Annotated in this window: 20 protein-coding genes; 6 read left to right on the top strand and 14 right to left on the bottom strand. The window is 65.1% G+C overall.

Annotation, left to right across the window (positions count from 1 at the left end; translation table 11 throughout):
• Positions 1-91 precede the first annotated feature (91 nt).
• A complete protein-coding gene (locus FJ949_RS01495; RefSeq protein WP_140491646.1) occupies positions 92-1,144 on the top strand; it encodes a D-alanine:D-lactate ligase-like protein in 1,053 nt (350 codons plus the stop codon).
• A 26-nt stretch (positions 1,145-1,170) separates the two neighbouring features.
• Here the strand turns inward: FJ949_RS01495 and FJ949_RS01490 are convergent, their stop codons facing one another.
• The 9 genes from FJ949_RS01490 to dnaK all read right to left on the bottom strand — a co-directional run bounded on the left by FJ949_RS01490 (position 1,171) and on the right by dnaK (position 8,598).
• On the bottom strand, positions 1,171-1,587 hold the full coding sequence (locus FJ949_RS01490; RefSeq protein ID WP_140491644.1) for a GFA family protein: 417 nt from the start codon (positions 1,585-1,587) through the stop codon (positions 1,171-1,173).
• A gap of 29 nt (positions 1,588-1,616) precedes the next feature.
• Positions 1,617-2,081 (bottom strand): SRPBCC family protein, encoded by a 465-nt coding sequence (locus FJ949_RS01485; RefSeq protein WP_140491642.1) that lies wholly within the window; start codon positions 2,079-2,081, stop codon positions 1,617-1,619.
• A complete protein-coding gene (locus FJ949_RS01480) occupies positions 2,078-2,398 on the bottom strand; it encodes a helix-turn-helix domain-containing protein (RefSeq protein ID WP_140491640.1) in 321 nt (106 codons plus the stop codon). Before FJ949_RS01480 ends, FJ949_RS01485 begins: the two co-directional genes overlap by 4 nt.
• Positions 2,399-2,675: 277 nt before the next feature.
• Positions 2,676-2,963 (bottom strand): DUF1330 domain-containing protein, encoded by a 288-nt coding sequence (locus tag FJ949_RS01475; RefSeq protein ID WP_140491638.1) that lies wholly within the window; start codon positions 2,961-2,963, stop codon positions 2,676-2,678.
• Positions 2,964-2,992: 29 nt separating this feature from the next.
• Positions 2,993-3,706: an orotidine-5'-phosphate decarboxylase gene (gene pyrF / locus FJ949_RS01470; RefSeq protein WP_181165186.1), complete on the bottom strand. Its 714-nt coding sequence runs from the start codon at positions 3,704-3,706 to the stop codon at positions 2,993-2,995.
• A complete protein-coding gene (locus FJ949_RS01465) occupies positions 3,703-4,299 on the bottom strand; it encodes an NADPH-dependent FMN reductase (RefSeq protein ID WP_140491631.1) in 597 nt (198 codons plus the stop codon). The genes pyrF and FJ949_RS01465 overlap by 4 nt, the downstream gene beginning before the upstream one ends.
• Before the next feature lie 222 nt (positions 4,300-4,521).
• Positions 4,522-5,127: a phospholipid N-methyltransferase PmtA gene (gene pmtA, locus FJ949_RS01460; protein ID WP_140491629.1), complete on the bottom strand. Its 606-nt coding sequence runs from the start codon at positions 5,125-5,127 to the stop codon at positions 4,522-4,524.
• Between the two features lie 210 nt (positions 5,128-5,337).
• Positions 5,338-6,468, bottom strand: coding sequence for a molecular chaperone DnaJ (gene dnaJ, locus FJ949_RS01455; RefSeq protein ID WP_140491627.1), 1,131 nt, complete (start codon positions 6,466-6,468; stop codon positions 5,338-5,340).
• 213 nt (positions 6,469-6,681) lie between these two features.
• Positions 6,682-8,598, bottom strand: coding sequence for a molecular chaperone DnaK (gene dnaK / locus FJ949_RS01450; protein WP_140491625.1), 1,917 nt, complete (start codon positions 8,596-8,598; stop codon positions 6,682-6,684).
• Between the two features lie 341 nt (positions 8,599-8,939).
• Here dnaK and FJ949_RS01445 point away from each other — a divergent pair, with 341 nt between their 5' ends.
• From FJ949_RS01445 to FJ949_RS01425, 5 genes are all read left to right on the top strand, one after another.
• Positions 8,940-11,168, top strand: a complete 2,229-nt coding sequence (locus FJ949_RS01445; RefSeq protein ID WP_140491623.1) for a hypothetical protein — start codon at positions 8,940-8,942, stop codon at positions 11,166-11,168.
• A gap of 10 nt (positions 11,169-11,178) precedes the next feature.
• Entirely contained in the window at positions 11,179-14,937 is a 3,759-nt protein-coding gene (locus FJ949_RS01440) for a hypothetical protein (RefSeq protein ID WP_140491621.1), read from the top strand.
• Between the two features lie 201 nt (positions 14,938-15,138).
• Positions 15,139-15,816: a ribulose-phosphate 3-epimerase gene (gene rpe, locus FJ949_RS01435; RefSeq protein ID WP_140491619.1), complete on the top strand. Its 678-nt coding sequence runs from the start codon at positions 15,139-15,141 to the stop codon at positions 15,814-15,816.
• Between the two features lie 415 nt (positions 15,817-16,231).
• On the top strand, positions 16,232-16,978 hold the full coding sequence (locus FJ949_RS01430; protein ID WP_140493447.1) for a GntR family transcriptional regulator: 747 nt from the start codon (positions 16,232-16,234) through the stop codon (positions 16,976-16,978).
• 208 nt (positions 16,979-17,186) lie between these two features.
• The gene (locus FJ949_RS01425) at positions 17,187-18,716 is read left to right on the top strand and encodes a malonyl-CoA synthase (RefSeq protein ID WP_140491617.1); all 1,530 of its coding nucleotides are present in this window, start codon (positions 17,187-17,189) and stop codon (positions 18,714-18,716) included.
• Positions 18,717-18,794: 78 nt separating this feature from the next.
• On the opposite strand, the gene FJ949_RS01420 is transcribed toward FJ949_RS01425, so the two are convergent.
• From FJ949_RS01420 to FJ949_RS01400, 5 genes are read right to left on the bottom strand one after another with little or no spacing between them, the layout of a single operon-like run.
• Entirely contained in the window at positions 18,795-19,907 is a 1,113-nt protein-coding gene (locus FJ949_RS01420; RefSeq protein WP_140491615.1) for an NAD(P)/FAD-dependent oxidoreductase, read from the bottom strand.
• Between the two features lie 9 nt (positions 19,908-19,916).
• Positions 19,917-21,095: an N-acetylglucosamine-6-phosphate deacetylase gene (gene nagA / locus FJ949_RS01415; protein ID WP_140491613.1), complete on the bottom strand. Its 1,179-nt coding sequence runs from the start codon at positions 21,093-21,095 to the stop codon at positions 19,917-19,919.
• Positions 21,092-22,144 (bottom strand): SIS domain-containing protein, encoded by a 1,053-nt coding sequence (locus FJ949_RS01410; protein WP_140491611.1) that lies wholly within the window; start codon positions 22,142-22,144, stop codon positions 21,092-21,094. The genes nagA and FJ949_RS01410 overlap by 4 nt, the downstream gene beginning before the upstream one ends.
• Positions 22,141-22,923: a GntR family transcriptional regulator gene (locus tag FJ949_RS01405; RefSeq protein WP_140491609.1), complete on the bottom strand. Its 783-nt coding sequence runs from the start codon at positions 22,921-22,923 to the stop codon at positions 22,141-22,143. The genes FJ949_RS01410 and FJ949_RS01405 overlap by 4 nt, the downstream gene beginning before the upstream one ends.
• Positions 22,920-23,798, bottom strand: coding sequence for an N-acetylglucosamine kinase (locus FJ949_RS01400; RefSeq protein ID WP_140491607.1), 879 nt, complete (start codon positions 23,796-23,798; stop codon positions 22,920-22,922). Before FJ949_RS01400 ends, FJ949_RS01405 begins: the two co-directional genes overlap by 4 nt.
• Position 23,799: the final 1 nt, after the last annotated feature.

The raw sequence follows: 23,799 nt of genomic DNA, 5'->3' as shown, positions 1-23,799 counted from the left end.
GTCACGCAGGCGTCCGGCCCGCGTCGGTTTCGCGAAAGCCTGGCGTCTTCGCCATGCGATGGTGTGGAATTGCACCATTGGGAATCATGTCATGTCCAGCCCCAGGCTGATCCTCGTCCATGAGCCGGAAAAGGCCTGCCTCGAGCGGCTCCTCGCCGAAGGCCACGCGCCGGAGCGTGCCGCCGAAATCGCTTCTTACCTGGCGCAATCGACCGATCTCGCGTATGAGTTCGACGCGCTCGCTTCTGCCTTCAAACGGCGCGATCTCGGCTTCGCAGCGGTGGAGCTGGACGATGCCGCCGATATGCTCGCCAAGGCCGATCCGGCGGCCACGCTGGTCTGGACGCTGACCGACGGCATCGCCTATTTCCGGGGCGGCACGGCGCCCGCGCTTGCCAGGTTGAACGGCCTGAGGACGATCGGCGCCGAGGATTCGCTGTTCGCGCTCTGCCAGGACAAGTTTCGCTCCGGCGCCGTGCTCGACGCGCTCGCCCTGCCTGTGCCGCGGGCCGGCCTGGCGCGCAACGGACAATGGCTGGTCGAGCCGCCGGTTTCCGCCGCCGGCTGGTTCGTCAAGCCGAACCGGCTCGGCGCCAAGATCGGCATATGGCCGGATTCGCGCTGCGGCGATCTCGGCCACGCACTGGAGCTTAGCCGGCGTGTTTTCGCCGCCTATCGCGACGACGCCGTCGTCCAGCCCTATGTCGGCGGCCGCAATGCGCGCGCCAGTTTCCTGGGCCTGAGGCCGGACACCGGCGTCGAAGCGCTCGGCGTCGCCTTCGTCGAGTCCGGCGCCGATTTCCAGACCATGGAAGACAGCCTGGCGCTTTACGGCGAGACCGGCGAGGCGGCGAAGGCGGCGGGCAAATACGCCGAGCCGCTGCTGCTTCCGGTCGCCGAAAGCCAGCCGGTCGCCGATGCAAAAGTCCGCGCCATCGCCGAGCGGCTGATGAGCGGGCTCGGCCTGAGCGACGTGTTTTCCATCGATCTCCGGATCGAGCCCGACGATACCGTTCACCTCATAGAATTCGAGGTCTGCCCCGGCCTGCCTTGCTTCGATTTCCGCGCCTATTGCCGGTCTCAATGGGGCTTGGGGCTTGCCGACGCCATGGCCGAAACCGCCGCGAACCGGATGACCCGTTAAAGCGCGGCAAGATTGCCTGCCGTACGCTATCCCAAAGGCATTCGCTCGAATGTCTGCAAAAAAAGATCTATCCTGTCCCAGGCACGGCCGCGGATGGCATATGTGACCACCTGCGGATTGAACTGGCCGGGATCGTCAAGGCTGGTCGCGTGGACCGCTATTAATTCCGGCATTGCGACCTGCGTCAGGTAGACCGGTGTTCCACAGGTCGGGCAGAAGGCATGGATCTTCTCGTTGCCGCTGTCGCCCGCCACCCGCCAGGTGCTCGCTTCGCCCGTGATGATCACATCGGCTCGCCGGGGGAAAGTCAGGTAGGAGCTGTGGCCCGTGCCGCTTCGCTTCTGGCATTCGTGGCATTGGCAGTGGTTTTCGAACATGGGCTCGCTGCTCGTTTCATAGCGGATCGCACCGCATGCGCATCCGCCGCTATAGTGTTTGGTCATTGTCGTTTTCCCGCAGTCGGATTTGCTGGTCAGGCCGATTTCGGCTTGGCGAAAATATCGATGCCGCTGCCGGTCTCCAGGAAGGATTTCATGCTGGACAGCACCGCCGGCCATCCCTGGCTGACGCCCTTCGCCATGCCGCTGCCGGCTTCGAGTTCGTCATGGCTGACGGTCAGCCGCACCATCGTGTCGTATTCCTCGATGGCGAACGTCACCCGGCTGTGTTTCGACGGATCGTCGGCCTGCGAAGCGTTTGCCCAGGTCATCACGAGACGGGTCGGCGGCGAGATCTCGACGACCTTGCCGACCAGTTCGACGGTGCGCTCGTCATTGGCGCGGATATGTTCCCATTTCGATCCCGCCTTCCAGTCCGAGACGTTCTCATGGCCCCAGTAACGCCGTGCGATGTCGGGCCTGGTTATGGCCTCGAACACTTTTTGCGGCGTCGAGCGGATGTAGGTCACGTAGACAAAGCTGGTCGTCTCTGCGGTCATTTGTCTTCTCCTTCGAGTTCCTGTTTCAGGTCATGCAGCAGGCTGAGCCGCTGGCGTTCGAATTTGCGCACCCAGCGCTCGTAGACCTCGTGCAGCGGCACGGGATTGATGAAATGCAGCTTCTCGCGGCCGCGTTTGACCGTGCTCACCAGATTGGCCGCCTCCAGCAGGTCGATGTGTTGGGTGGCGGATTGCCTGGCCATATCGAGATGTTCGCAAAGCTGGCCCAGCGTCTGCCCGTTCTTCTCGCACAGAAGATCAAGCAGCCTTCTGCGTGTCGGGTCGCCCAGCGCCTTGAAAACCTTGTCCGCGTCCATCGGGTTCACTCTGATGTGAAGCCATAATATGCAGGTAAATACCTGCATGTCAACCCGCGATCGGCCGGCATCAAAATTACCCCCGTGTAAGGGCTGTTCGGACGCGATTGCTAAAGGGATTATGCGTCAGCCATGTCGTGGCCGTTGTCGAACGACTGTGCCGGTTGTCGCTCAAAGACAACCGGTCGGGGCGCCGCCTGCTGGGCCAGGCTGCGGGATGTGAACCTCAGGACTCGTGCAAAGGCCGCGGCCGGCACTGATGCCGGCCGGGATAGCCTCAGACGCCCTCGACCAGCACGATCTCGCCGTCGGCGACCTTCTGGCGAATGGCGGCGGCGCGCTGGTATTCAGGTGAATGGTAGCAGTCATGCGCGGCGGCAAGCGTCTCGAACTCGATGACGACGTTGCGCGCGCGGCCGGCCCCTTCTGCCTTCTCATGCTCGCCGCCGCGCGCCAGGAATTTCGCGCCGAAGCGCTCGAAGGCCGGCTTGGCGGCGGCGACATAATCCTTGTAGCCTTCCGCGTCGCGCACATCGACGCGGGCGATCCAGTATCCCTTGGGCATCCTTCTTCTCCGAAGCCGTTCGTTGGAAATTATGCCGAGCGCATTTCGTCGAGGATGGCTTCAGCCGCCGCGCGTCTGTCCGCCGCGGCGACGATCGGGCGCCCGACGACCAGATGGCTGGAGCCGCTGCGGATGGCATCCGCCGGCGTCATCACGCGCTTCTGGTCGCCATGGTCGCTGCCGGCGGGGCGTATGCCTGGCGTTACCACCGCCATGTCGGGCCCGACGATGCGGCGCACCGCCTCTGTTTCCGCGGCCGAGCAGACGATGCCGCCCATGCCGGCATGCAGCGCCTGTTCCGCGCGCCGCAGCACCAGCGTGTGCGGGTCGTATTCGTAGCCCGCGTCGATCACGTCCTGTTCGTCCATCGAGGTCAGCACGGTGACGGCAAGCAGGCAAAGCTCGCTGCCTCTCGCCGCCTCGACCGCCGCCCGCATGGTCTTCGGGTAGGCATGCAGCGTCAGCATGGTCATGCCCATCTTGACGATGTTCTCGACCCCCTTGGCCACAGTGTTGTCGATGTCGAGCAGCTTCATGTCGAGAAAGATCTTCTTGCCCGCGCTGGCGAGCTCCCTGGCGAAATCGAGCCCGCCGGCGAAGGCGAGCTGATAGCCGATCTTGTAGAAGGAGACGACGCCATCGAGTTCGCGTACCGCCTTCTCGGCCTCTTTCAAGCTCGGCACGTCGAGGCCGACGATCAGCCTTTCGCGCATTGTGTCGGTCTGCATGGCGTTGGCGATCACGGCTCGACCCGGGTCGACAGCATGCGCGAGGTTTCGATCAGCGTGCGGCATAGGTGCTCCATGGTTCGGTGCAGTCGTTCGTCCTTGAAACGCCCGTCCTCGTCGAAGGCGTTGCCGCCTTCCGGCACCGAGCATTCCGGCGTCACCACCTCCATCTGGCAACGCACCAGCACGGCGCGCAGATGGTTGATGCAGCGTATCCCGGCGAAGTGTCCGCTGGAAGACGAACTGAGGCCGGCGACCTTGCCGGCAAACGGCCTCACCGCACGGCCGCCATCCTTGCGCACCCGGCTCACCCAGTCGATCGTGTTCTTGAGCAGCGGCGGAATGGAGCCGTTATATTCGGGCGTGGCGATCAGCAGCCCGTCATGGGCAATGATCATCCGGGCAAGTTTCAGGGCGTTTTCGGGGACGCCTTTTTCCTTCTCCAGATCCTCATCCATGATCGGCAAGGGATAGTCGCCAAGCGAGATGCGAGTGACCTCGGCGCCTTGCACCGCAAGTTCCTTCTGCGCCACGTCGGCGGTCCTGCCACTGAAGGCCCCGGCCCGGACCGAGCCGGCAAAGACGAGGATTTTTGGGATCACTGCCATTGGCCAACCTTGTTCCCGGACAGGTACAGCCAGAGCCCGCTCAAATCAATGCAGATCAGGCAAAGCGTCATCCGCGGGCTTGCCCCGAGAATCTGCCAACGCATCCAAGTCAGACATTTTCGTCCCAATGCCCACCGCATCTGATACCGCTATGCGGCAGATCCTCGGGACAAGCCGCAGGATGACGACTTTCGAAGACATTCGCGGCCGGCTTCGCAATCCCTAATGCGCCTCGCGCCGGTAGATCCACAGCTGCGTCGGCGGGATGTTGCGAATGATGAAGTCGAAATGCTTGACCGTATAGTCGCCGCGGCCGGGCGGGATCGGCGACATCGGGCCGTAGGTCAGCTGCACGATCGGCCGGCCGGCCGGAATGCGGTCAAGCAGGCTTTCGATATAGGCGATGCGCTGGGCGACCGGGAAGTTGAGCAGCGGCACGCCCGAGACCACCGAATCGAACATCATCCCGCTCTTAGCGCCAAGCGTGGCGTTGAGATTGAAGGCGTCGCCCTCAATGACGTTGACGCCGGGGTAGAGCCGGCGCAGATGGCGCACGAAATCGGTGGAATATTCGACCGCGTAGAGGTTTTCAGGCTTCACGCCCTGGGCCAGGATGGCGCGGGTGATGACGCCGGTGCCGGGCCCGACCTCGAGCACCGGCAGGCCGGACTTCGGGTCGACGATCGAGGCCATTTTGCGGGCGGTGATGGAGCTGGTCGGCACGATCGAGCCGACCGTCTTCGGCTTGTCGATCCAGCCCTTGAAGAACTTCAGCTCGTCATCGAACTTTTCGGCAAGCGCCCTCCGCAGTCCCGGACCACGTGTCATGCAAGCTCTCCTCAGCGCTCCCCTGAGAGCTACTTAACACTTAAGCCGCCCAAGGCAAGGCAGGGTTATGCCAATGTCGTGGATAAGATAGTTTTCGTCGCGTCTAAAAATGCGCGCCTACTGCGGTTTTCACGGCGCGTGTTGGCCGCCCGGCAGGTGAGGGGCAGCGCCGACATCGGCAAGGCAAGCCATATGCGCACAGGCCGTCGATCAACGCTCGCCGAACGACTCGAAAAAGTCCTTCATGCGGGCGAAAAAGCCGCTCGATTGGGGGGAATTGTCCTGTGAGGAGAGCTGTTCGAACTCCTCCAGCAACTCGCGTTGGCGGCGCGACAGGTTCTGCGGCGTCTCGACCGCCGTCTGGATGTAGAGGTCGCCGACATTGGGCTGGCGCAGCACCGGCATGCCCTTGCCCTTGAGGCGGAACTGGCGGCCGTTCTGGGTGCCCTCCGGCACCTTCACCTTGGTCTGCGTTCCGTCCAGCGTCGTCACCTCGAACGAGCCGCCAAGGGCGGCCGTCGTCATCGAGATCGGCACCTTGCAGTAGAGGTCGGCGCCGTCGCGCTGGAAGAATTCGTGCGGCTTGACCGCCAGGAAAATGTAGAGGTCGCCCGACGGTCCGCCGCGCAAGCCGGCTTCGCCCTCATTGGCAAGCCGGATGCGGGTGCCGTCCTCGATGCCGGCTGGGATGTTGACCGACAGCGACCGCTCCTCGGTGACGCGGCCCTGGCCGGCGCATTTCGGGCACGGATCCTTGATCGTCTGGCCGCGGCCCTGGCATTGCGGGCAGGTGCGCTCGATGGAGAAGAAGCCTTGCGTGGCGCGCACCTTGCCGTGGCCGTTGCACATCGAGCACGTGACCGGCTGGGTTCCGGGCTTGGCGCCGGTTCCCGAACATTCCGAACAGGAGATCGAGGCCGGCACGCGGATCTGCGCGGTCTTGCCGGCAAAGGCCTCTTCCAGTGAGATTTCCATGTTGTAGCGCAGGTCGGCGCCGCGCTCGCGGCCGCCGGAAGAGCGGCGCTGGCGGCCACCCATCATGTCGCCGAAAATGTCCTCGAAAATGTCGGCGAAGCCGCCGGCGCCGAAGCCGTGTGCGCCGCCGTTCATGCCGCCCTGCTCGAAGGCCGCGTGACCGAAACGGTCATAGGCCGCGCGCTTCTGCGGATCCTTCAGCGTCTCGTAGGCTTCGTTGATTTCCTTGAACTTGTGCTCGCAGGCATGGTCGCCCGGATTGCGGTCGGGGTGGAACTGCATGGCGAGCTTGCGGAAAGCGCTCTTCAGTTCCTTGTCGTCGGCACCCTTGTGCACGCCCAGCGTTTCGTAGAAATCAGCTTTCATTTTTTCCCGCTGTCCGGATGCTCAACGTCTTCATGCAGTGTTGCGTCGTTTGCCGGCACGTTGCCACGATTTAGGATCGGCGCAGCCCGGATGCTAGGGCCGGTGCGGAGCTGTTCGTGTTTTTCGACGATTTTTTCCGCACTTTTTCTGCCAGGGTTGCAAAAAAGCCCGGCTTTGCGCCGGGCTTTCCGCTTTATCTTGCCGTCAGCCGGTTCAGGCCGACTTCTTCTTGTCGTCGTCCTCGTCGATTTCCTCGAAATCGGCATCGACCACATCCGAGTCCTTGGCGGCGTCCGCCTTGGCATCGGCTTCCGCCGCTTCCTTCTGCGAGGCCTCGTACATGGCCTGGCCGAGCTTCATCGAAGCCTCCGCGAGCGCTTGGCTCTTGGCTTCGATTTCCGCTGCGTCGTCACCCTCGGTGGCGGTCTTCAGCGCCGCGATCGCGTCCGATATCGCCGTGCGGTCGGCTTCCGAGACCTTGTCGCCATATTCCTTCAGCGACTTCTCCGAGGAATGCACCAGCGCCTCGGCCTGGTTGCGGGCCTCGACCAGCGCGCGCCGCTTCTTGTCGGCGTCGGCATTGGCTTCGGCATCCTTCACCATCTTCTCGATGTCGGCGTCCGAAAGGCCACCCGAGGCCTGGATGCGGATTTGGTGCTCCTTGCCGGTGCCCTTGTCCTTGGCCGAAACGTTGACGATGCCGTTGGCGTCGATGTCGAAGGTGACCTCGATCTGCGGCACGCCGCGCGGGGCCGGCGGAATGCCGACCAGGTCGAACTGGCCGAGCGCCTTGTTGTCGGCGGCCATTTCGCGCTCGCCCTGGAAGACCCGGATGGTCACGGCCGACTGCGAATCCTCAGCCGTCGAGAACACTTGGCTCTTCTTCGTCGGGATCGTCGTGTTGCGCTCGATCAGCCGGGTGAACACGCCACCCAGCGTCTCGATGCCGAGCGACAGCGGGGTCACGTCGAGCAGCAGCACGTCCTTGACATCGCCCTGCAGCACGCCGGCCTGGATGGCGGCGCCGAGTGCGACGACCTCATCGGGGTTGACGCCCTTGTGCGGCTCCTTGCCGAAGAACTGCTTCACGATTTCCTGGATCTTGGGCATGCGGGTCATGCCGCCGACCAGCACCACTTCGTCGATCTCGCCCGCCTTCAGGCCGGCATCCTTGAGCGCCGCCTTGCACGGATCGATGGTGCGCTGGACGAGGTCTTCGACCAGGCTTTCGAACTTGGCGCGCGTCAGCTTCAGCGTCAGGTGCTTGGGCCCGGTGGCGTCGGCGGTGATGAACGGCAGGTTGATCTCGGTCTGCGTCGTCGACGACAGCTCGATCTTGGCCTTCTCGGCAGCCTCCTTGAGGCGCTGCAAGGCAAGCTTGTCGTTCTTCAGGTCGATGCCCTGTTCCTTCTTGAACTCGGCCGCCAGATACTCGACGAGGCGCATGTCGAAATCCTCGCCGCCGAGGAAGGTGTCGCCATTGGTCGACTTCACCTCGAACACGCCGTCACCGATCTCGAGCACCGAAATGTCGAACGTGCCGCCGCCAAGGTCATAGACGGCGATGGTCTTGCCGTCCTTCTTGTCGAGGCCGTAGGCGAGGGCAGCCGCGGTCGGCTCGTTGATGATGCGCAGCACTTCGAGGCCGGCGATCTTGCCAGCATCCTTGGTCGCCTGGCGCTGGGCGTCGTTGAAATAGGCCGGAACGGTGATGACCGCCTTCTCGACCTTCTCGCCGAGATAGGCTTCCGCCGTTTCCTTCATCTTCTGCAGGATCATGGCCGAGATCTGGCTGGGCGACTGCTTCTTGCCGCCGGCCTCGACCCAGGCATCGCCATTGTCGCCCTTGACGATCATGTAGGGGACAAGCTTCTTGTCCTTTTCCGTCACCGGATCGTCATAGCGGCGGCCGATCAGGCGCTTGACCGCGAAGATGGTGTTTTCAGGGTTGGTGACCGCCTGGCGCTTGGCCGGCTGGCCGACGAGACGTTCGCCGTCGCCCGAGATGGCGACGATGGAAGGCGTCGTGCGCGCGCCTTCCGCATTCTCGATCACCTTCGGCTCCTTGCCGTCCATGATGGCGATGCAGGAGTTGGTGGTGCCGAGATCGATACCGATTACTTTTGCCATTTTTCTAGTCTCTCCGCTAAGCAGGCTCTCAGGACCCGTAAGGCGTTCCGACGAAAGCCCCTGTTCACAAGAAATCCCGTTCGGCAACCGCTGTTGCGGCGCTGGACGGCTTGGCGCGTATATAAGAACAGGCAGCATCGGGCGCAAGCATTCTGCGCAAGGCTTCCACCATCCTCGCCAGCGGATGGCGAAACGGCCCGATCACGCCTGCGCCCGCGGCATCGCGTCCGCCCGCTTCGCGGCGTCTGAAGAATAGCCGGGCCCCACAGTGAACCTTTCCGCCTCCGCGTGCGACTGACGCTCAGGCGCCGCATGATGCGGCCACGGGAAAGGGAGCCACCATGACCAGCACCCCAGGGACGCCATGGCCTCCCCGACCAACAGGAGCTCGGCGCGACCATCGTCTTCGCGACAGGGTCGATGCGCTTGGCTTTCCGCTGGTTCCGTTGACCCTGCACAGGAGCAGGCGTATCGTAATTATGAGGAAAGCAGACAATTCGATCGGGGACGAACGTGCTGGAACGCCGCGCCTTGCGCTGGTTTGCGCGGCAGGATCGGTTGGTTCTCCCTTAGACTTCGGGGGGAGTTCCATGTCTCGCGATCACCGCCGGTTCGCGCCCTCTCGTGCCTGCCGTTTGGGCCGCGTGGCGAAGGCCGCCACCGCATTTCTTGTCCTGGCGCTGACCGCCGACCCATGGCTTGGCGGCCCCGCGCGGGCGCAGGAAACCCGGATCATCTATCCCGGCTCGATGGCGGTGACCGGATTTTCGGGCACGGTCATTCCCGATTTCGACTCTTCAGATTCCGAAAAGGGGGGCCTGCCGCCCGGCGTCGATCCGGTCGACGAAACCTTCATCGACACGGCGCGCGCCGCCTTGCGCGTTTTCGACGTTTCAAGGCTGGGCAGGCCGGCCTCCGGCCAGCTCGTCTACACGCCACCGCCTTTCGAGGTGACATCAGGCCAGATCGGCCAGGTGTTCGGTCTCACTTATGATGACGGCATGCGTGATGGCGTCCCGTCAGGCATTCCCAATCTCTATGCCGGCGCCACCTCGCTGCACGGCATTCGCATCGTCACGCCTGACGCCGACGATGACGGCCGTCCGGAGCGGCAGCGCCGCGGCATGGCAGGCGCTGCCTTCATGGAGGGCCAGTTCGGCACCGAGAACGGCGGCGGGCCGGGCACCATCTGGAAGGTCGACGGCATCACCGGCCAGGTCGCCAAATTCGCCGACATCGACACCAACAGCGGGCCCGGCATCGGAAATCTCACCTTCGACCCCATCCACCACCAGGTCTTCGCCTCCGACCTCGATACCGGTCTGATCCATCGCATCGACGCCAATGGCGCGCTGGTCGACACGTTCGACCATGGCGTCGCCGGGCGCCCGGCGCATGGCCTGGCTCCGGTCGCCGACGATGGCGCCATCATGGACATACAGGGAGCGGCCTTCGACACGGAAGACCCCGAGACCTGGGGCTACACCCAGGACGAGCGCCGTGTCTGGGCAGTCGCCTATCATGGCGGCCGGCTCTATTATTCCGTCGGCGAGAAGGCCGAGATCTGGTCCGTGGGCATTGCCCGCGACGGCCGCTTCGCCGGCGATCCCCGTTGGGAGCTGACGGTCAAGGCCGACAAGAACTATGCCGTCACCGACATCGCCTTCGACGATAGCGGCTTCATGTACCTGGCCCAGCGCGGCCCGGTCGAGAACCGCTACGACTACAGCCAGTTCGCCGATTCCGGCAGGGGCGAGGTCATCCGCTACTTCAGAGAAAACCCGAACGATCCGGCAACGGAATCGGTCTGGGTGAAAGCGCCGCAGGAATATGCCGTCGGCTTCCCGCAAGGCTTCAGGCAGTCGGCCGGCGGGCTGGACCTGCAATATGGCTATGACGCCGAAGGCGATCTCGACACGTCGGCCTGTGCCCAGACGCTGGTCAACACCGGCGACAAATTGCGCGACAATCCGGCCCTTGCCGAGCGGCTCGCCGCTGGCGGGCCGCTCGCCGTGCACGGAGTGCAGATCACGCCCAGGGAACTGGTCAAGCCGGCCAATGTGCCGCCTTTCGGCTCCTGGTTCGTCGACTTCGACGGCTATTTCGAGGACCCGGAAGTGGAAGGCCATGTCGGCGACGTCGCCGTCTGGCATCCCTGCGAGGGCCGCGCCGGCTATTATGAGGAAATCCCGGGCGGCTATCTGCCACCCTTCTATCCGCCGGACTTCCCGCCGCCCGGCAACCTGCCCTCCTGTCTCGATGTCGACGATGTCAGGTATTTCTGCACACCGCGCGGGCTCGAGGCGGACCTCTACCTTCATGACCATGCTGGCTTCGGCGGCGATTCGATCAAAGCCCAATCCAGGACGCCAGGCGTCGGGGTGACCTCGCCCATGTCACATGCGCCGGGCAAGCCCTACACGATCGGCATCACCGGCCACGATCCGGGCGACACGGTCGATGTCGGGCTCTGCTTCTACAGGAAGTCCGACAAGGACAAGGGCGGCTACTACCCTTGCTGCAAGATGACCTTGCCGCTCAGAACGCCAGCCGTCAGCTGCGAACGCTGAGGAGGGGACGATGAACAATCTCGCACTCTCCCCGCTGGGCGTCGCCGACAAATCAACCGTCATGAACACGAGGCGCCTGTCATATGCCAGGCGCGGCGCGCGCTGGCTGGTGGCCGCCGGTATCGCGGTCGCCATGCTGCCTGCGCTGCCGGCACTTGCCGAAGACACGGCTCCGGCCAGGACCGTCCAGGCCGCCAGCCCGAATATGGAATTCAAGCTGGACAATCCGCACATCATCAATCCGGAGCCCGGACGGGCCGTGCCGTTCTTCACCAAGACCGGCGGCCAGCGAAGCTGCGACTATGTCTTCTACACTTTGAGCTTCGGCCTGCGCGGCGCACCGCAAGGCTTCGCCAGCCCGGGGTTTGCGGCTTCGCTGCAGACGGTCCGGCTCGACTTCAAGGACCAGCTCCGGCATGGCTTGCAGATCGTCAACATGCAGGTCTCCGGTGACGGCACCGATGCGTCGGGCGGACCTCTGCCTGGCGCCGTCATCAGCAATTCGGCCGGCCCCAACGACATGGCAACGGTTTCGGATTTCCGGATTTCCGCTTCCGACCTCGACGGCTCGGGCGCACCGGACGAACGCGTCATCACGTTCCGCATCACCGCCAGGATCGACCACGCGGCGTTCCCCGCGCCGGCGACGGTCGACAATCAGGGCCTGATCAAAGTCACCGTCGGCACCGGCACGGGAACCATTATTCCCTCACAGGATCCGGGCAAGCCGGACGACGGCAATTTTCTCACCGGCGAAAAAACCTCGATCCGGGTCGACCTGACCAAGTGCAATCCGCCACCGCCACATCCCGGCAAGGAATGCTTCAAGGTGGAGCGCGGCACGGTCGACTGCGTGCCCGGCGGCGGCGCGTTCATCTACCATATGCCTGTCGGTCCCGAGATGGGCGGCAGGTGGGTGCAGCTTTCGACCGCCACGCCAGGCATCACGATCGTCCCCGACACACAGAAGGTGCCGGCCGGCGGCGGTGTGCTGAACTGGAAGATCGTCGGCGCCTCGCCCGGCGACGTCATCCACCTCGTCGTCACCGGCATCGAGACCTATGCCGGGCCGAAAGAGGGTTGGGGGCTCTGCTGCACGCAGACCATCGACATCGTCATCCCGCGCGACCAGAGATGTCCGCCCAAGGACAGGGAACCGGACCTGAAGGTCGAGAAACGCGCCGATGTCACGCGCTGCACGATGGGCGGCGGCTGCGACTTCAGCATCCGGGTCACCAATGTCGGCGACGCGCCCTACAACGGCAAGATCGTGCTCGACGAGGTGACGCTGCCGGCGGGCTCGACGCTCGATTCGGGACCCAATCCGCCCTGGACCTGTGTGCCCGGCGCCACCCCGATGATGTGCACCCATCCGGTGACCACGCTCAATCCGGGGGCTTTCATCGACCTGGAGTTCGGCTTCAAGCCGGCTGGCGGCTGGCAAGGCAGCAGCTTGCGCAACTGTGCCACCTATAACTATGCCGCCAGCGGCAAGCCGCTGTTCGGCAGCCAGGCCAACGACCGTGGCTGCGCCTCGATCCCGATCTGCCGGCGTGGCGATCGCGATCGCGACTGCCGGCCGCCGGTCGAGAAGAAGGCCGACCTGATCCTGAAAAAGCGTGCCCGCGCGGAAGCCTGCACCGCCGATGGCGTGTGCAGCTTCGTCATCGACATCATCAACAACGGCACCTCGACCTATAACGGGCCGCTGACCGTGGTCGACACCTATCCCGGGGGCGCGCCGGCCTCCTCGACCTTTGGCCCGAGCCCACCCTGGACATGCGGTCCGAACGGCCCCGGCCAGTTCCGTTGCGACAATGCCGGCATCTCGCTGCCGCCGGGCGCTTTGACGGCGATCGTCGTCAAGGCGGTGGTGCCGGCCGGCTACCGGTCGGACACGGTCGAGAATTGCGCCGAGGTGAAACCGATCCCCGGCGAAACCGACCTCACCAATAACCGGGCCTGCGCCAAGCAACGCATCCCTCGTCCCAATGGCGGCCAGCCTGTCCTGCGTATCACCAAGACATGCGGCGGTTCGCTGGCGGGTGCCGCTTTCGTCTCCTGCCGCATCACCGTCAGCAATGCCGGCACGGCTGCCCCCACCGGTCCGGTGCGGGTCAACGATGCCGCCACTTTGGTGTCGGGCGGCGCGCCCGTCCAGATCCAGACCGTCACATCAGACGGCGCGGAATGGGCATGCGGGCCGGTTCCGGCCGACACGCTGGCGTGCCAGATTCCAGGCGCCGTCATGACACCCGGAACCAGCAGGCACTTCGACGTGACGGTTTCGGCCAACGGCGAGTTCGAGAATTGCGCGCGGGGCTCCTACGGCCCGGCGCAGGGCGAGGACGTCGTCCATCCGGTCGGCCGGGCCTGCGCCAAGGGCGGCGGGGTCTCGTCCATCCGCGTCGAGAAGACCGGCGACCGCGAGTGCCGGCCCGGAGAACCCTGCTCGTTCGAGATCACCATCACCAACGACGGCCCGGCGGAATTTTCCGGCCCTGTCCGCATCGGCGATGCGATCGGCGTCGAAGGCCTCGGCCGGCTGGAAGGCGTCGCGATCACCTCGATCGAGCCGGCCTTCGGCTGCTCGCCGGAACCGGCGGCCTTGCCTGCGTCCTGCATCGCAGACCTGACGCTTGGCGCTGGCGAAAGCCGCGTCCACCACGTCACCGTGGTCATCCCCGACGACGGCCGCCTGGCCAATCTGCAAGGCAGCGTCAACGGCCAGAACTGCGTCGGCGTGCTCTCTCCCGACACGCGGGTGCAGGGCGGCGGAGATGTGCTTTCCCGCGACCAGGCCAATACCCAGGGCAATCGCGACAAGGCCTATGCCTGCCATCCCTTCGCCATCAGGCATGAGACGAAGAAGGAATGCTCGGCAGGCTTCGTCATGAACGACGCCGGCCGGTGCGTCTGCCCGCAAGGCACCACCTATCGCAACGGCCAGTGCTCGTCCGGCGGCGTCATCATCCCGCCGAAGGAGCCAAAGCGTTGCGTGCTGCTCGAGGGCCAGGTCCGCACAGAGGATGGACGCTGCGTCTGTCCGCGCGGGACCGAGCTGGAGAATGGCGCCTGCGTCACGATATCCAGGCCGGGCTGCGCGATACCGGGATCGGTGCCGACATCGGACGACGATGGCTGCACCTGCCCCAAGGGCACGCATCTCGATCGGGATGCCAACGCCTGCGTACGCGACAGGCCGAAGCCCGAGCAATGCACCATCCGTGGTCAGGTCCACGGCGCGGACGGCGACTGCGTCTGCCCACGAGGGACGGAACTGCGCAAGGGAGCCTGCCGGGCTCTCCAGCCGGAGCCTGAGCAATGCACCATCCGCGGCCAGGTCCACGACGCCAATGGCGACTGCGTCTGCCCGAGGGGGACCGAGCTGCGCAATGGAGTGTGCCGGCGCAAGCAGCCCGATGTGGAGCAGTGCGACATTCGCGGCCAGATCCACAACAAGCGCGGCGAGTGTGTCTGTCCGCGTGGAACCCAGGTGATCGACGGCGCATGCCGCCGGTCCAGGCAAGAGAGCGAATGCGCGCCGGGCTCGCAAATGGTCAACGGCCAGTGCCAGCCGATCTTCAGGCGGCGTTGCCCGGAAGGCATGATCGGCCGTTATCCAAACTGCAGGCCGGTGCGCGGGCAGCCCTCGCTGGAACTCAACCCGGGACTGCTGCTGCAGCAGGTTCTGCCACGGCGCAGGCCGCAGTCCGAACAGCAGCAGGATACGGCTCCAAACAGAATCCTGAATCTCCAGCAGCAGTAACCATCGCCTGAAGGCACATCGGAAACCCCGCCGGAGCAATCCGGCGGGGTTCTTCGTGGCCGGGCAGGCTGAAGCTGCAACACGAAGAGGACGCCGCACTACCCCAGCTGTGGAACCGCCAAGCTCGCACCCTCGACAAGTCAGCGGCTGCGCTTTAGGCAGTGATCAGATGAAAAAGGCGCTCGGAAAGGCCCCGTCATCATGACGAAAAAAACCTTAATCGCACCTTCGGTGCTGGCTTCGGACTTTTCGAAGCTGGGCGACGAGGTCGAAGCCGTCACGGCAGCCGGCGCCGACTGGATCCATCTCGATGTGATGGACGGCCATTTCGTCCCCAACATCACCTTCGGCCCGCCGGTGATCAAGGCGATCCGCGATCGCACCAAGGCTTTCTTCGACTGCCACCTGATGATTGCGCCGGCCGATCCCTATCTGGCCGCCTTCGCCGAGGCCGGTTGCGACGGCATGACGGTGCATGCCGAGGCCGGGCCGCATCTCGACCGCTCGTTGCAGACGATCAGGAATCTCGGCAAGAAGGCCGGCGTTTCGCTCAATCCGGCAACGCCGGAAAGTGCGATCGAATACGTGCTCGACAGGCTCGACCTGATCCTGATCATGACCGTCAACCCGGGTTTCGGGGGCCAGGCCTTCATTCCGGCAATCGTCGACAAGGTGAGGCGGGTCAAGGCGCTGATCGGCGGCCGGCCGATCCGCATCGAGATCGACGGCGGCGTGTCGCCCGAAACCGCGCCGCTGGTGACCGCCGCCGGCGCCGATGTGCTGGTGGCCGGCGCCGCCATCTTCAAGGGCGGCAGCGTGGAAGCGTACCGGGCAAATATAGAGGCGATCAGGACGGCGGCCGACAAGGCAGCCGGCTAAAAGCACCGCACAAGAACCGATGGAGGCCAGGATCTCCCCACGTGGTCAACCCCGGGGGCCTGCACTGCGCGCTTCGCTGCGGCTGGCCCCGCGACAAAAGCCATGGGCAGGATAAAAGGCCTGATTCGGTCCCACTGTTCGGTGTCTTTTGCGCGCGACGGAAAAGAGGTTCGCGCGGAGGCACGGAAGAACAGTGATCCTGCATATAAACACGTTAAATTTCCGCCGGTTGTAGCCGAACACGATTTCGTTCGACCAGATATAGGATCGTGCATATTTCTTTGTTCTAAAGTACAATGACGCGATCTCCCGCTTGAGCGCGTCGAGGCGCGCGCGGTAGGGTACGTGTACGGAAAGGGAACTGTTTCTCGGACTCGAATTGCCCAGGACCAGATTTGGGGACAAGGAGCCGATTTTGACATACGCAGCTGCCAATCTGAATGACGACGGCACAGGCTCGAAGAGTACGCTCGCCAGCACTGTCTATCATCAACTCCGTGCCGATCTTCTGCGGGGCGCCTTTGAAACCGAGAGCAAGCTGCGGGTTGAGTGGGTTGTTTCCAAATATGGCGCCGGCGCTTCCCCGGTTCGTGAGGCTCTCAATCGCCTGGCTTCGGAAGGGCTTCTCGGTCGGCATGACCAGCGAGGCTTCTTCATCATGCCGGTCAGCGCGGCAGAGCTCGAGGAATTGACACGTACCCGTTGCTGGCTCGAGGAACGGGCGCTTCGCGAATCCATCGCCCACCGCACCGCCGAATGGGAAGAACAGCTGGTTCTGGCGTTGCATCGGTTGGGGCGCACCTCACGTCTCATGCCAACGGATCTGTCGTCGCTCAATCCGGACTGGGAGAGACTGCACCGCACTTTCCACCGTGCGCTGATCTCGGCCTGCCGGTCGCGATGGCTGGTGGGGTTTTGCGACCAGCTTTCCGATCACGCCTACCGCTACCGGCGAATGGCCAGTAACGGCGAAGGCGTCCAGCGCGACGATTTTGCGGAGCACCGCCTGATCGCGGAAAATGCGCTGGACGGTAATGCCGACGCCGCGGTCGAAGCCCTGCTCAATCACTATCGCCTGACGGCAGCGATGTGCATGGAGCGCTTCAAGCAGGTCGAAGCATCAGAGCCGGCCAGCGCCAGGGCCGAGCGCACGCCACGGTAGCGCCGCATCGCGCCCCAGCCTTTTACCGCCAAAGCCTTCCGCTTTCGCCCGGCGGCATGGTCATGGCGGCCGCGTGGAGCCGCCCTTGCGGGCTTGACGGGTCGGCAAGAACCGCCAACAGTCTGGCGCCGCGCAAAGCGGCCGACCCGGAAGACAGGCCCGGCTCCGTCCGATGCATGCCTTTCTCCGCCAGACGCAGGAAGACCTCATGAGCAATCATCTGTTCGACATTTTCCGGTCCCGGATGCCGAAGCCCGGACGCCTGTTGATGCGGACGGATGACGGCCGCGTGCTGACCTATGGCGACATGCTGGCGCGCTCGGCGCAACTGGCGCACGCGCTTTTGCAACTCGGCGTAGAGCCCGGCGACCGGGTCGCGGTGCAGGTCGAGAAGAGCCCGGAAGCCATGCTGTTGTACCTCGCCTGCCTGCGCGCCGGCGCCGTCTTCCTGCCGCTCAACACCGCCTATACGCTGGCCGAACTCGCCTATTTCTTCGGCGACGCCGAGCCCCGGCTGGTCGTCTGCGATCCGGCACGGGTAGCCGACATCGACGCCCTGGCGCAAAAATGCGGAGCTCTTGCCGTCACCCTCGACGGCAAGGGCGAAGGATCGCTGGCGGACCAGGCGTCGCGGCAATCGCCCGACTTCCACGACGTCGCGCGCGGTCCCGACGATCTTGCGGCGATCCTCTACACGTCGGGAACGACCGGCCGCTCGAAAGGGGCCATGCTCAGCCACGAGAACCTCGCCTCGAATGCGCGCGTGCTGGTCGACTATTGGCGCTTCACATCGGACGATGTGCTGATCCACGCACTGCCCATCTTCCACACCCATGGGCTGTTCGTCGCCACCAACGTCATCCTGATGGCCGGCGCCTCGATGCTGTTCGAGCAGAAATTCGACGCAGGGCGCGTCGTCGCGCTCTTGCCGGACGCCACGGCGCTGATGGGCGTGCCGACCTTCTATGTCCGGCTCTTGCAGCAGGACGGGCTGACCCGCGAGGCGGCAAGAAACATCCGCCTGTTCGTTTCCGGCTCGGCGCCGCTGCTGGCCGAGACGCACAGGGCCTGGCGCGAGCGCACAGGCCACGCCATTCTCGAGCGCTACGGCATGACCGAGACCAACATGAACACCTCGAACCCCTATGATGGCGAGCGCCGCGCCGGCACCGTCGGCTTTCCCTTGCCCGGCGTGTCGTTGCGCATCGCCGACCCCGACACTGGCAGGCCGCTTGCCCAAAGCGAGGTCGGCATGATCGAGGTCAAGGGGCCGAATGTCTTCTCCGGCTACTGGCGCATGCCGGAAAAGACCAAAGCGGAATTCCGCGCCGACGGCTTCTTCATCACGGGCGATCTCGGCATGATCGACCCCGACGGTTATGTCCACATCGTCGGCCGCGGCAAGGACCTGATCATCTCGGGCGGCTACAACATCTATCCCAAGGAGCTCGAGAGCGAGATCGACGCGCTTGACGGCGTCCTGGAAAGTGCCGTCATCGGCGTTGCCCATCCCGATTTCGGCGAAGGCGTAACGGCCGTCGTGGTTCGCTTGCCGGCTTCGACCGTCACCGCTGCTGAGATACTCAATGCCATTGCCGCGCGCGTAGCGAAATACAAGCATCCCAAGCGCGTGGTCTTCGTCGACGAATTGCCGCGCAACACCATGGGCAAGGTGCAGAAGAATCTGCTGCGCGATACCTACAAGGACCTTTTTTCCATAAGCAGTCCCGCCAGCTAAGTCGATCCAGGCAAGGATACCTCATCCCGCTTGTTTGGACGGGAGGCATCGCGACAGTTTCGTGCGGTCGCCTGGGCACTATCGGGGGAACAAGAGACCGACGACATGCTCGGCCAGCGCCAGGCTTGCCGTCAGGCCCGGGCTCTCTATGCCGAACAGGTTGACGATCCGGCCCGCGCCGTGGTCGGCCGGCCCCTGCACCATGAAGTCGGCCGCCGGCTGGTTCGGGCCCGACAGTTTCGGCCTGATCCCGGCATAGGCCGGCAGCAGGGCGCCGTCCCTCAGATCCGGCCAATAGCGCCGGATCTCGTCATAGAAGACCGTGCTGCGGCCGGGATCGACCGTATAGTCCGTCTGGCCGATCCATTCGACGTCGGGGCCGAAGCGCGCGCTGCCGCCGAGGTCGAGGGTCAGGTGCACGCCCAGGCCGCCATTGACCGGCACTGGATAGATCAGCCGCGAGAATGGCGAGCGGTCCGAAAGCGAAAAGTAGTTGCCGCGCGCCAGCCAGAGCGGCGGCACGAGCTCTGGCGGGAACCCTTCGATGCTACCGGCCAGCGCCTGCGCGTCGAGCCCTGCGGCATTTACGAAAGCGCCGGCTTTCAACGCGAACGTCTCGCCGTCGCCATCGCGCGTGGTGATACGAATCCCGTCGGCCTCGACCGTCGCCGCTGCGACGGCGGTCAGGAAGGCGAACGACGCACCGGCCGCCTCCGCGTCGCCGCGCAGCGACAGCATCAGCCCCTGGCTGTCGACGATGCCCGTCGACGGCGACAGCAGCGCCCCGGCGCAGCTCAGCGCCGGTTCGAGGCTTTCTGCTTGCGCGGCGGTCAGCAAGTCGAGGTCGTCGACGCCGCATTGTTCCGCATTGGCCCGGATTGCATTGAGCCGAGGCAGCTGGCCCGGTCCGACGGCGACGATCAGCTTGCCGGTGCGTCGATGGCCGATGCCACGCTCGCGGCAATACGCATAGAGCCGTTCGCGTCCTTCGACGCAGAAACGCGTCTTCAGGCTTCCGGGCGCGTAATAGAGCCCGGCATGAACGACTTCCGAATTGCGCGAGCTGGTGACGGTGCCGATCGAGGCGGCCTTTTCGATAACCAGCACTTCGCGGCCCGACAAGGCGAGCGCCCTGGCAATGGCGAGCCCGACGACGCCGGCTCCGGCGACGACGCAATCGACGTCAGCCATGGCCGGCTTTCACCGTTGCCCGCCGGCGCTGGTCGAAAAAACCCTGTCGCCGCCGATCCAGACGGTTTTGATGTCGAGATCGTTCGAAAGCGAAACGATGTCGGCGGCGGTGCCCTTGGCGAAGCGGCCGAGCCGGTGCGATTGGCCGATCGCCTGCGCCGGATAAAGAGAGGCCATGCGCAAGGCCTCGGAAAGCTCCACGCCCACGCTGCGATGGGTGAAGCGCACAGCCGAGATCATGTCGAGATCCGCGCCGGCCAGCGTTCCATCGGCAAGCCGCAGGCTGCCGTCCTTGCGGTAGATGGTGCGGCCGTTGAGCGTGAAGGAGGTCATGTCGGTGCCGATCGTCGCCATGGCGTCGGTGACCAGCACGATCCTGCCCGGCCCCTCTTTGGCCCGCAGCGCTATTGCGATGGTGGCGGGATCGACATGGATGCCGTCGGCGATCAGTCCCGCGGACAGGCCGCCGATGTCGATGGCGGCGCCCGCCAGTCCCGGCTCCCGGTTGCCGATCTGGCTCATGGCATTGAACAGATGCGTGACCACGCTGGCGCCGGCCTCGGCGAAGGCTTTGGCCGTGGCGTAGCCGGTGTCGGAATGGCCGAGGCTGACGATGATGCCGGCCTTGGCCAAGGCCGTCACGCGGGCCGCCTCGACGGATTCGGGTGCGATCGTGGTGAGCAGCACCGGGAGCTTGCCTCGCGCCGCGATCAGCATCGCCTCGTCCTTGTCCGTCATCGGCCGGATCAGCGCCGGGTCATGCGCGCCCTTGCGGGCGATCGACAGATGCGGACCTTCCAGATGCAGTCCGAGGAACCCCGGCACTTTCCGCAGTGCCGACGCCTCGCCGGCGGCAATCGCCGCGGCGGTGATATCAGCCGTATCGGTGATCAGCGTCGGCAGCAGCGCCGTGGTGCCGAACGGCGCATGCGCCCGGCAGATGGTCTCGATCGAGGCGACATCGGGGTGATCGTTGAGCATGACGCCGCCGCCGCCATTGACCTGGATGTCGACGAAGCCCGGCGTCAGCATGCCGCCGCCGGTGTCGACGCGGCGCATATCCGCGGCAAGCGCGCCGGTGGGCAGGATGGCCTCGACCAGGCTGTCGCGCACGACGAGGGCATGACCGTCATGCCAGTCGTCGCCGTCGAAGATACGGGCGCCAGTCAGGGCGAAACGGTCGCTCATACGGTCTCCGTCACCTTGCGAAGGTTGCGCGGCGTATCCGGGTCGAGGCCGCGGTGGCGCGCAAGGGCCTCGACGAACACGTAGAAGGACACGATCAGCGTCAGCGGATCGGTCAGTGGATGGCCGGTGGCGACATGCGGCAGGCGTGTGGCCTTGTTCGCCAGCATCGAGGTGACGAAGACCGGCGCCCCCTTGGCCGCCAGGCTGTCGGCGGCTTCGGCCACGGACGGTTCGGATGCGTCGCGCGCGGCCAGGGCCAGCACCGGAAAATCGGGGCCGATCAGCGCCAGCGGGCCATGCATGACTTCGGCAGCACTGTAGGCCTCGGCATGCATGCCGCAGGTTTCCTTGAATTTCAGCGCCGCTTCGTTAGCCATCGCCGCGGATGGGCCGCGGCCGAGGATGAACAGCGACTTCTGCTTTTCGATCGTTTCGACGAGCACGCTCATCCAGTCACAGGCGATCGCCTTGCCGAAATGCTCGGGCAAGCGGGCAAGCGCCTTGAGAAGCGCTTCGTCGCCGGTGGAATGCGCCATCAGAGCAAGGCCGGCGACAGCGGAATTGACGAAGGTCTTGGTCGCCGCGACGCTGCGCTCGGGCCCGGCCAGGATGTCGATCGCATGGTCCGAGGCGCGCGCCAGCGGTGAATCGGCGGTGTTGGTGACGGCGATGGTCAGCGCGCCACCTGCCCGTGCGGTTTCGGCCATGGCGACGATGTCGGGGCTCTTGCCCGACTGCGAGATGGCCAGGCACGCGGAGCCGCCGAGCCTGAGCTTGCGGCCATAGATCGAAGCGATGGAAGGGCCGACCGAAGCCACCGCAAGACCGGCGGTGAGTTCGACCGCGTATTTCATGAAAGTAGCGGCATGGTCGGACGAGCCGCGCGCCACAGTGACGACGAAATGCGGGTCGCGCTCGCGAATGCCGCGGCCGGCTTCGGAAAGTACGGCACCGGAACCGTCGAGCAGGCGGGCGACGGCTTGCGGGATCTCCTCGATCTCGCGCCGCATATGGGTCGGCTCCGTCGATTTGTTCGGCTCGGTCGTCATGGTCGGCCCTCTTCGCTCGGCCCTGTCAGCCGCAGTTCGGCGACGAAATCATAAGCGTCGCCCCTGTAGATGGAGCGGGTGAACTCGATCACCTTGCCGCTCGCCAGATAGGAAATACGCTCGATGTGCAGGCCGGCAATGCCCGGCGGCACTTCGAGCAGGCGCGCGTCGCCGTCGCCGAGATTGGCGGCCGAGATGCGCTGCACCGCGCGCACCGGCCTGTTGCCGGTCAATTCCAGGGCTGCGTAGAGCGAGGAGCCAATTCCAGCGGGGTCCGGCAGCACGCTGGCCGACAGCGAGGCGCGCTCGATCGCCAGCGGCGTGTCGTTGGCGATGCGCAGGCGCGCCACGCGCGCCACCAGTTCGTTCGACGAAAGGCCGAGCACCATCATCTCGTCGGGCGAGGGCGCGTAAAGGCCGCGGTCGAGCCAGGCCGAGCGCACAACCATGCCACGCCGCGCCATGTCCTCGGTGAAGGAGGTCAGCCGCGACAGCGACTGCTCGACCCGCTCCATGCGCGGCGCCACGAAGGTGCCGGAGCCGTGGCGCTGGACCAGGATGCCGCCCTTGACGAGGTCCTGCACCGCCTTACGCACGGTGACGCGCGAAATATCGGCCTTGATGGCGATGTCGCGCTCGGAAGGCAGCGCGTCGCCGGGCCCGATCAGGCCGCGGTTGACGGCATCCTCAATGCTTTTGCGCAGTTGCAGGTAGAGCGGCGCACCGCTTTGCGAGGACTGTTTCAGCGCGGCGAAGATCTGGTCGGCGGCGTCGCTCATCGAGCCGCTCCCCTCGGCGCGAACAGGCGGACCGCCATCTGCACGGCGCCGCCGAGCGCATCGTCGAGCGGCTCCCGAAGCAGCGCCCGATAGCGTGCAGACAAGCGCGGCGCGTAGAGCGGCGCCAGCCCGCCGAGCAGGCAGAGCGGCGCGTCTGCCGCCAACTCCAGCGCGCCAAGCGAGGCCTCGACATCGGCGACCGCCTTGTCGAGGATCCAGTTGGCGACCGCGTCGCCTTTTTCGGCATGTTCGAACACTTTGGGGGCGAAGCCGCCGAAATCGCCGGGCTTGGCATTGGTGGTGAACTCGACCACATCCTCCGGATTGTCGCGGAACACGGCCATCATGCTATCGGTCAGCGGCGTGCGCGCTCGCACGCCATCATGGGCAAGCAGGGTCTGTTCGAGCAGGTCGCGGCCGATGCGGGCGCCGCTGCCCTGGTCGCCGACCTGGAAGCCCCAGCCGCCGATGGCACGCGACTTGCCGTTCTTGCGCGCCATGTAGGCGGTGCCGGTGCCGAGGATCGCCATGGCGCCGTCGCCGGAACCGACTGCGCCTTCCAGCGCGATTTCGGCATCGGTTTCGACGCGGCTGGTGCTGAACGGCAGGATCGCCTCGAGCTGCTGCCGGTAGGTGCCGACATTGGCGCCGGCGAGGCCGAGAATGGCCGGTGTTTGCGGGATCAGGTCCGGATCCTGGCCAGCCGCGACAAAGGCTTGCCGCGCCGCCTCGACGATGTTCGACCGGGCGCCGGTCAGGTCGGTGCGGATGTTGGCGGCGCCGCTTTTGGCGCGGCCGAGCACCGTGCCGTCCGCCATTGCCAAGGCCGCCCTGCAGCTGGTGCCGCCGCCATCGATGCCAAGCACGAATTTCACG

This window comes from Mesorhizobium sp. B2-4-1 (genome assembly GCF_006442185.1).
Classification (GTDB): Bacteria; Pseudomonadota; Alphaproteobacteria; order Rhizobiales; family Rhizobiaceae; genus Mesorhizobium.
The sequence above is the reverse complement of the archived record's forward strand: the minus strand, read 5'-3'. Positions and strand labels throughout refer to the sequence as shown.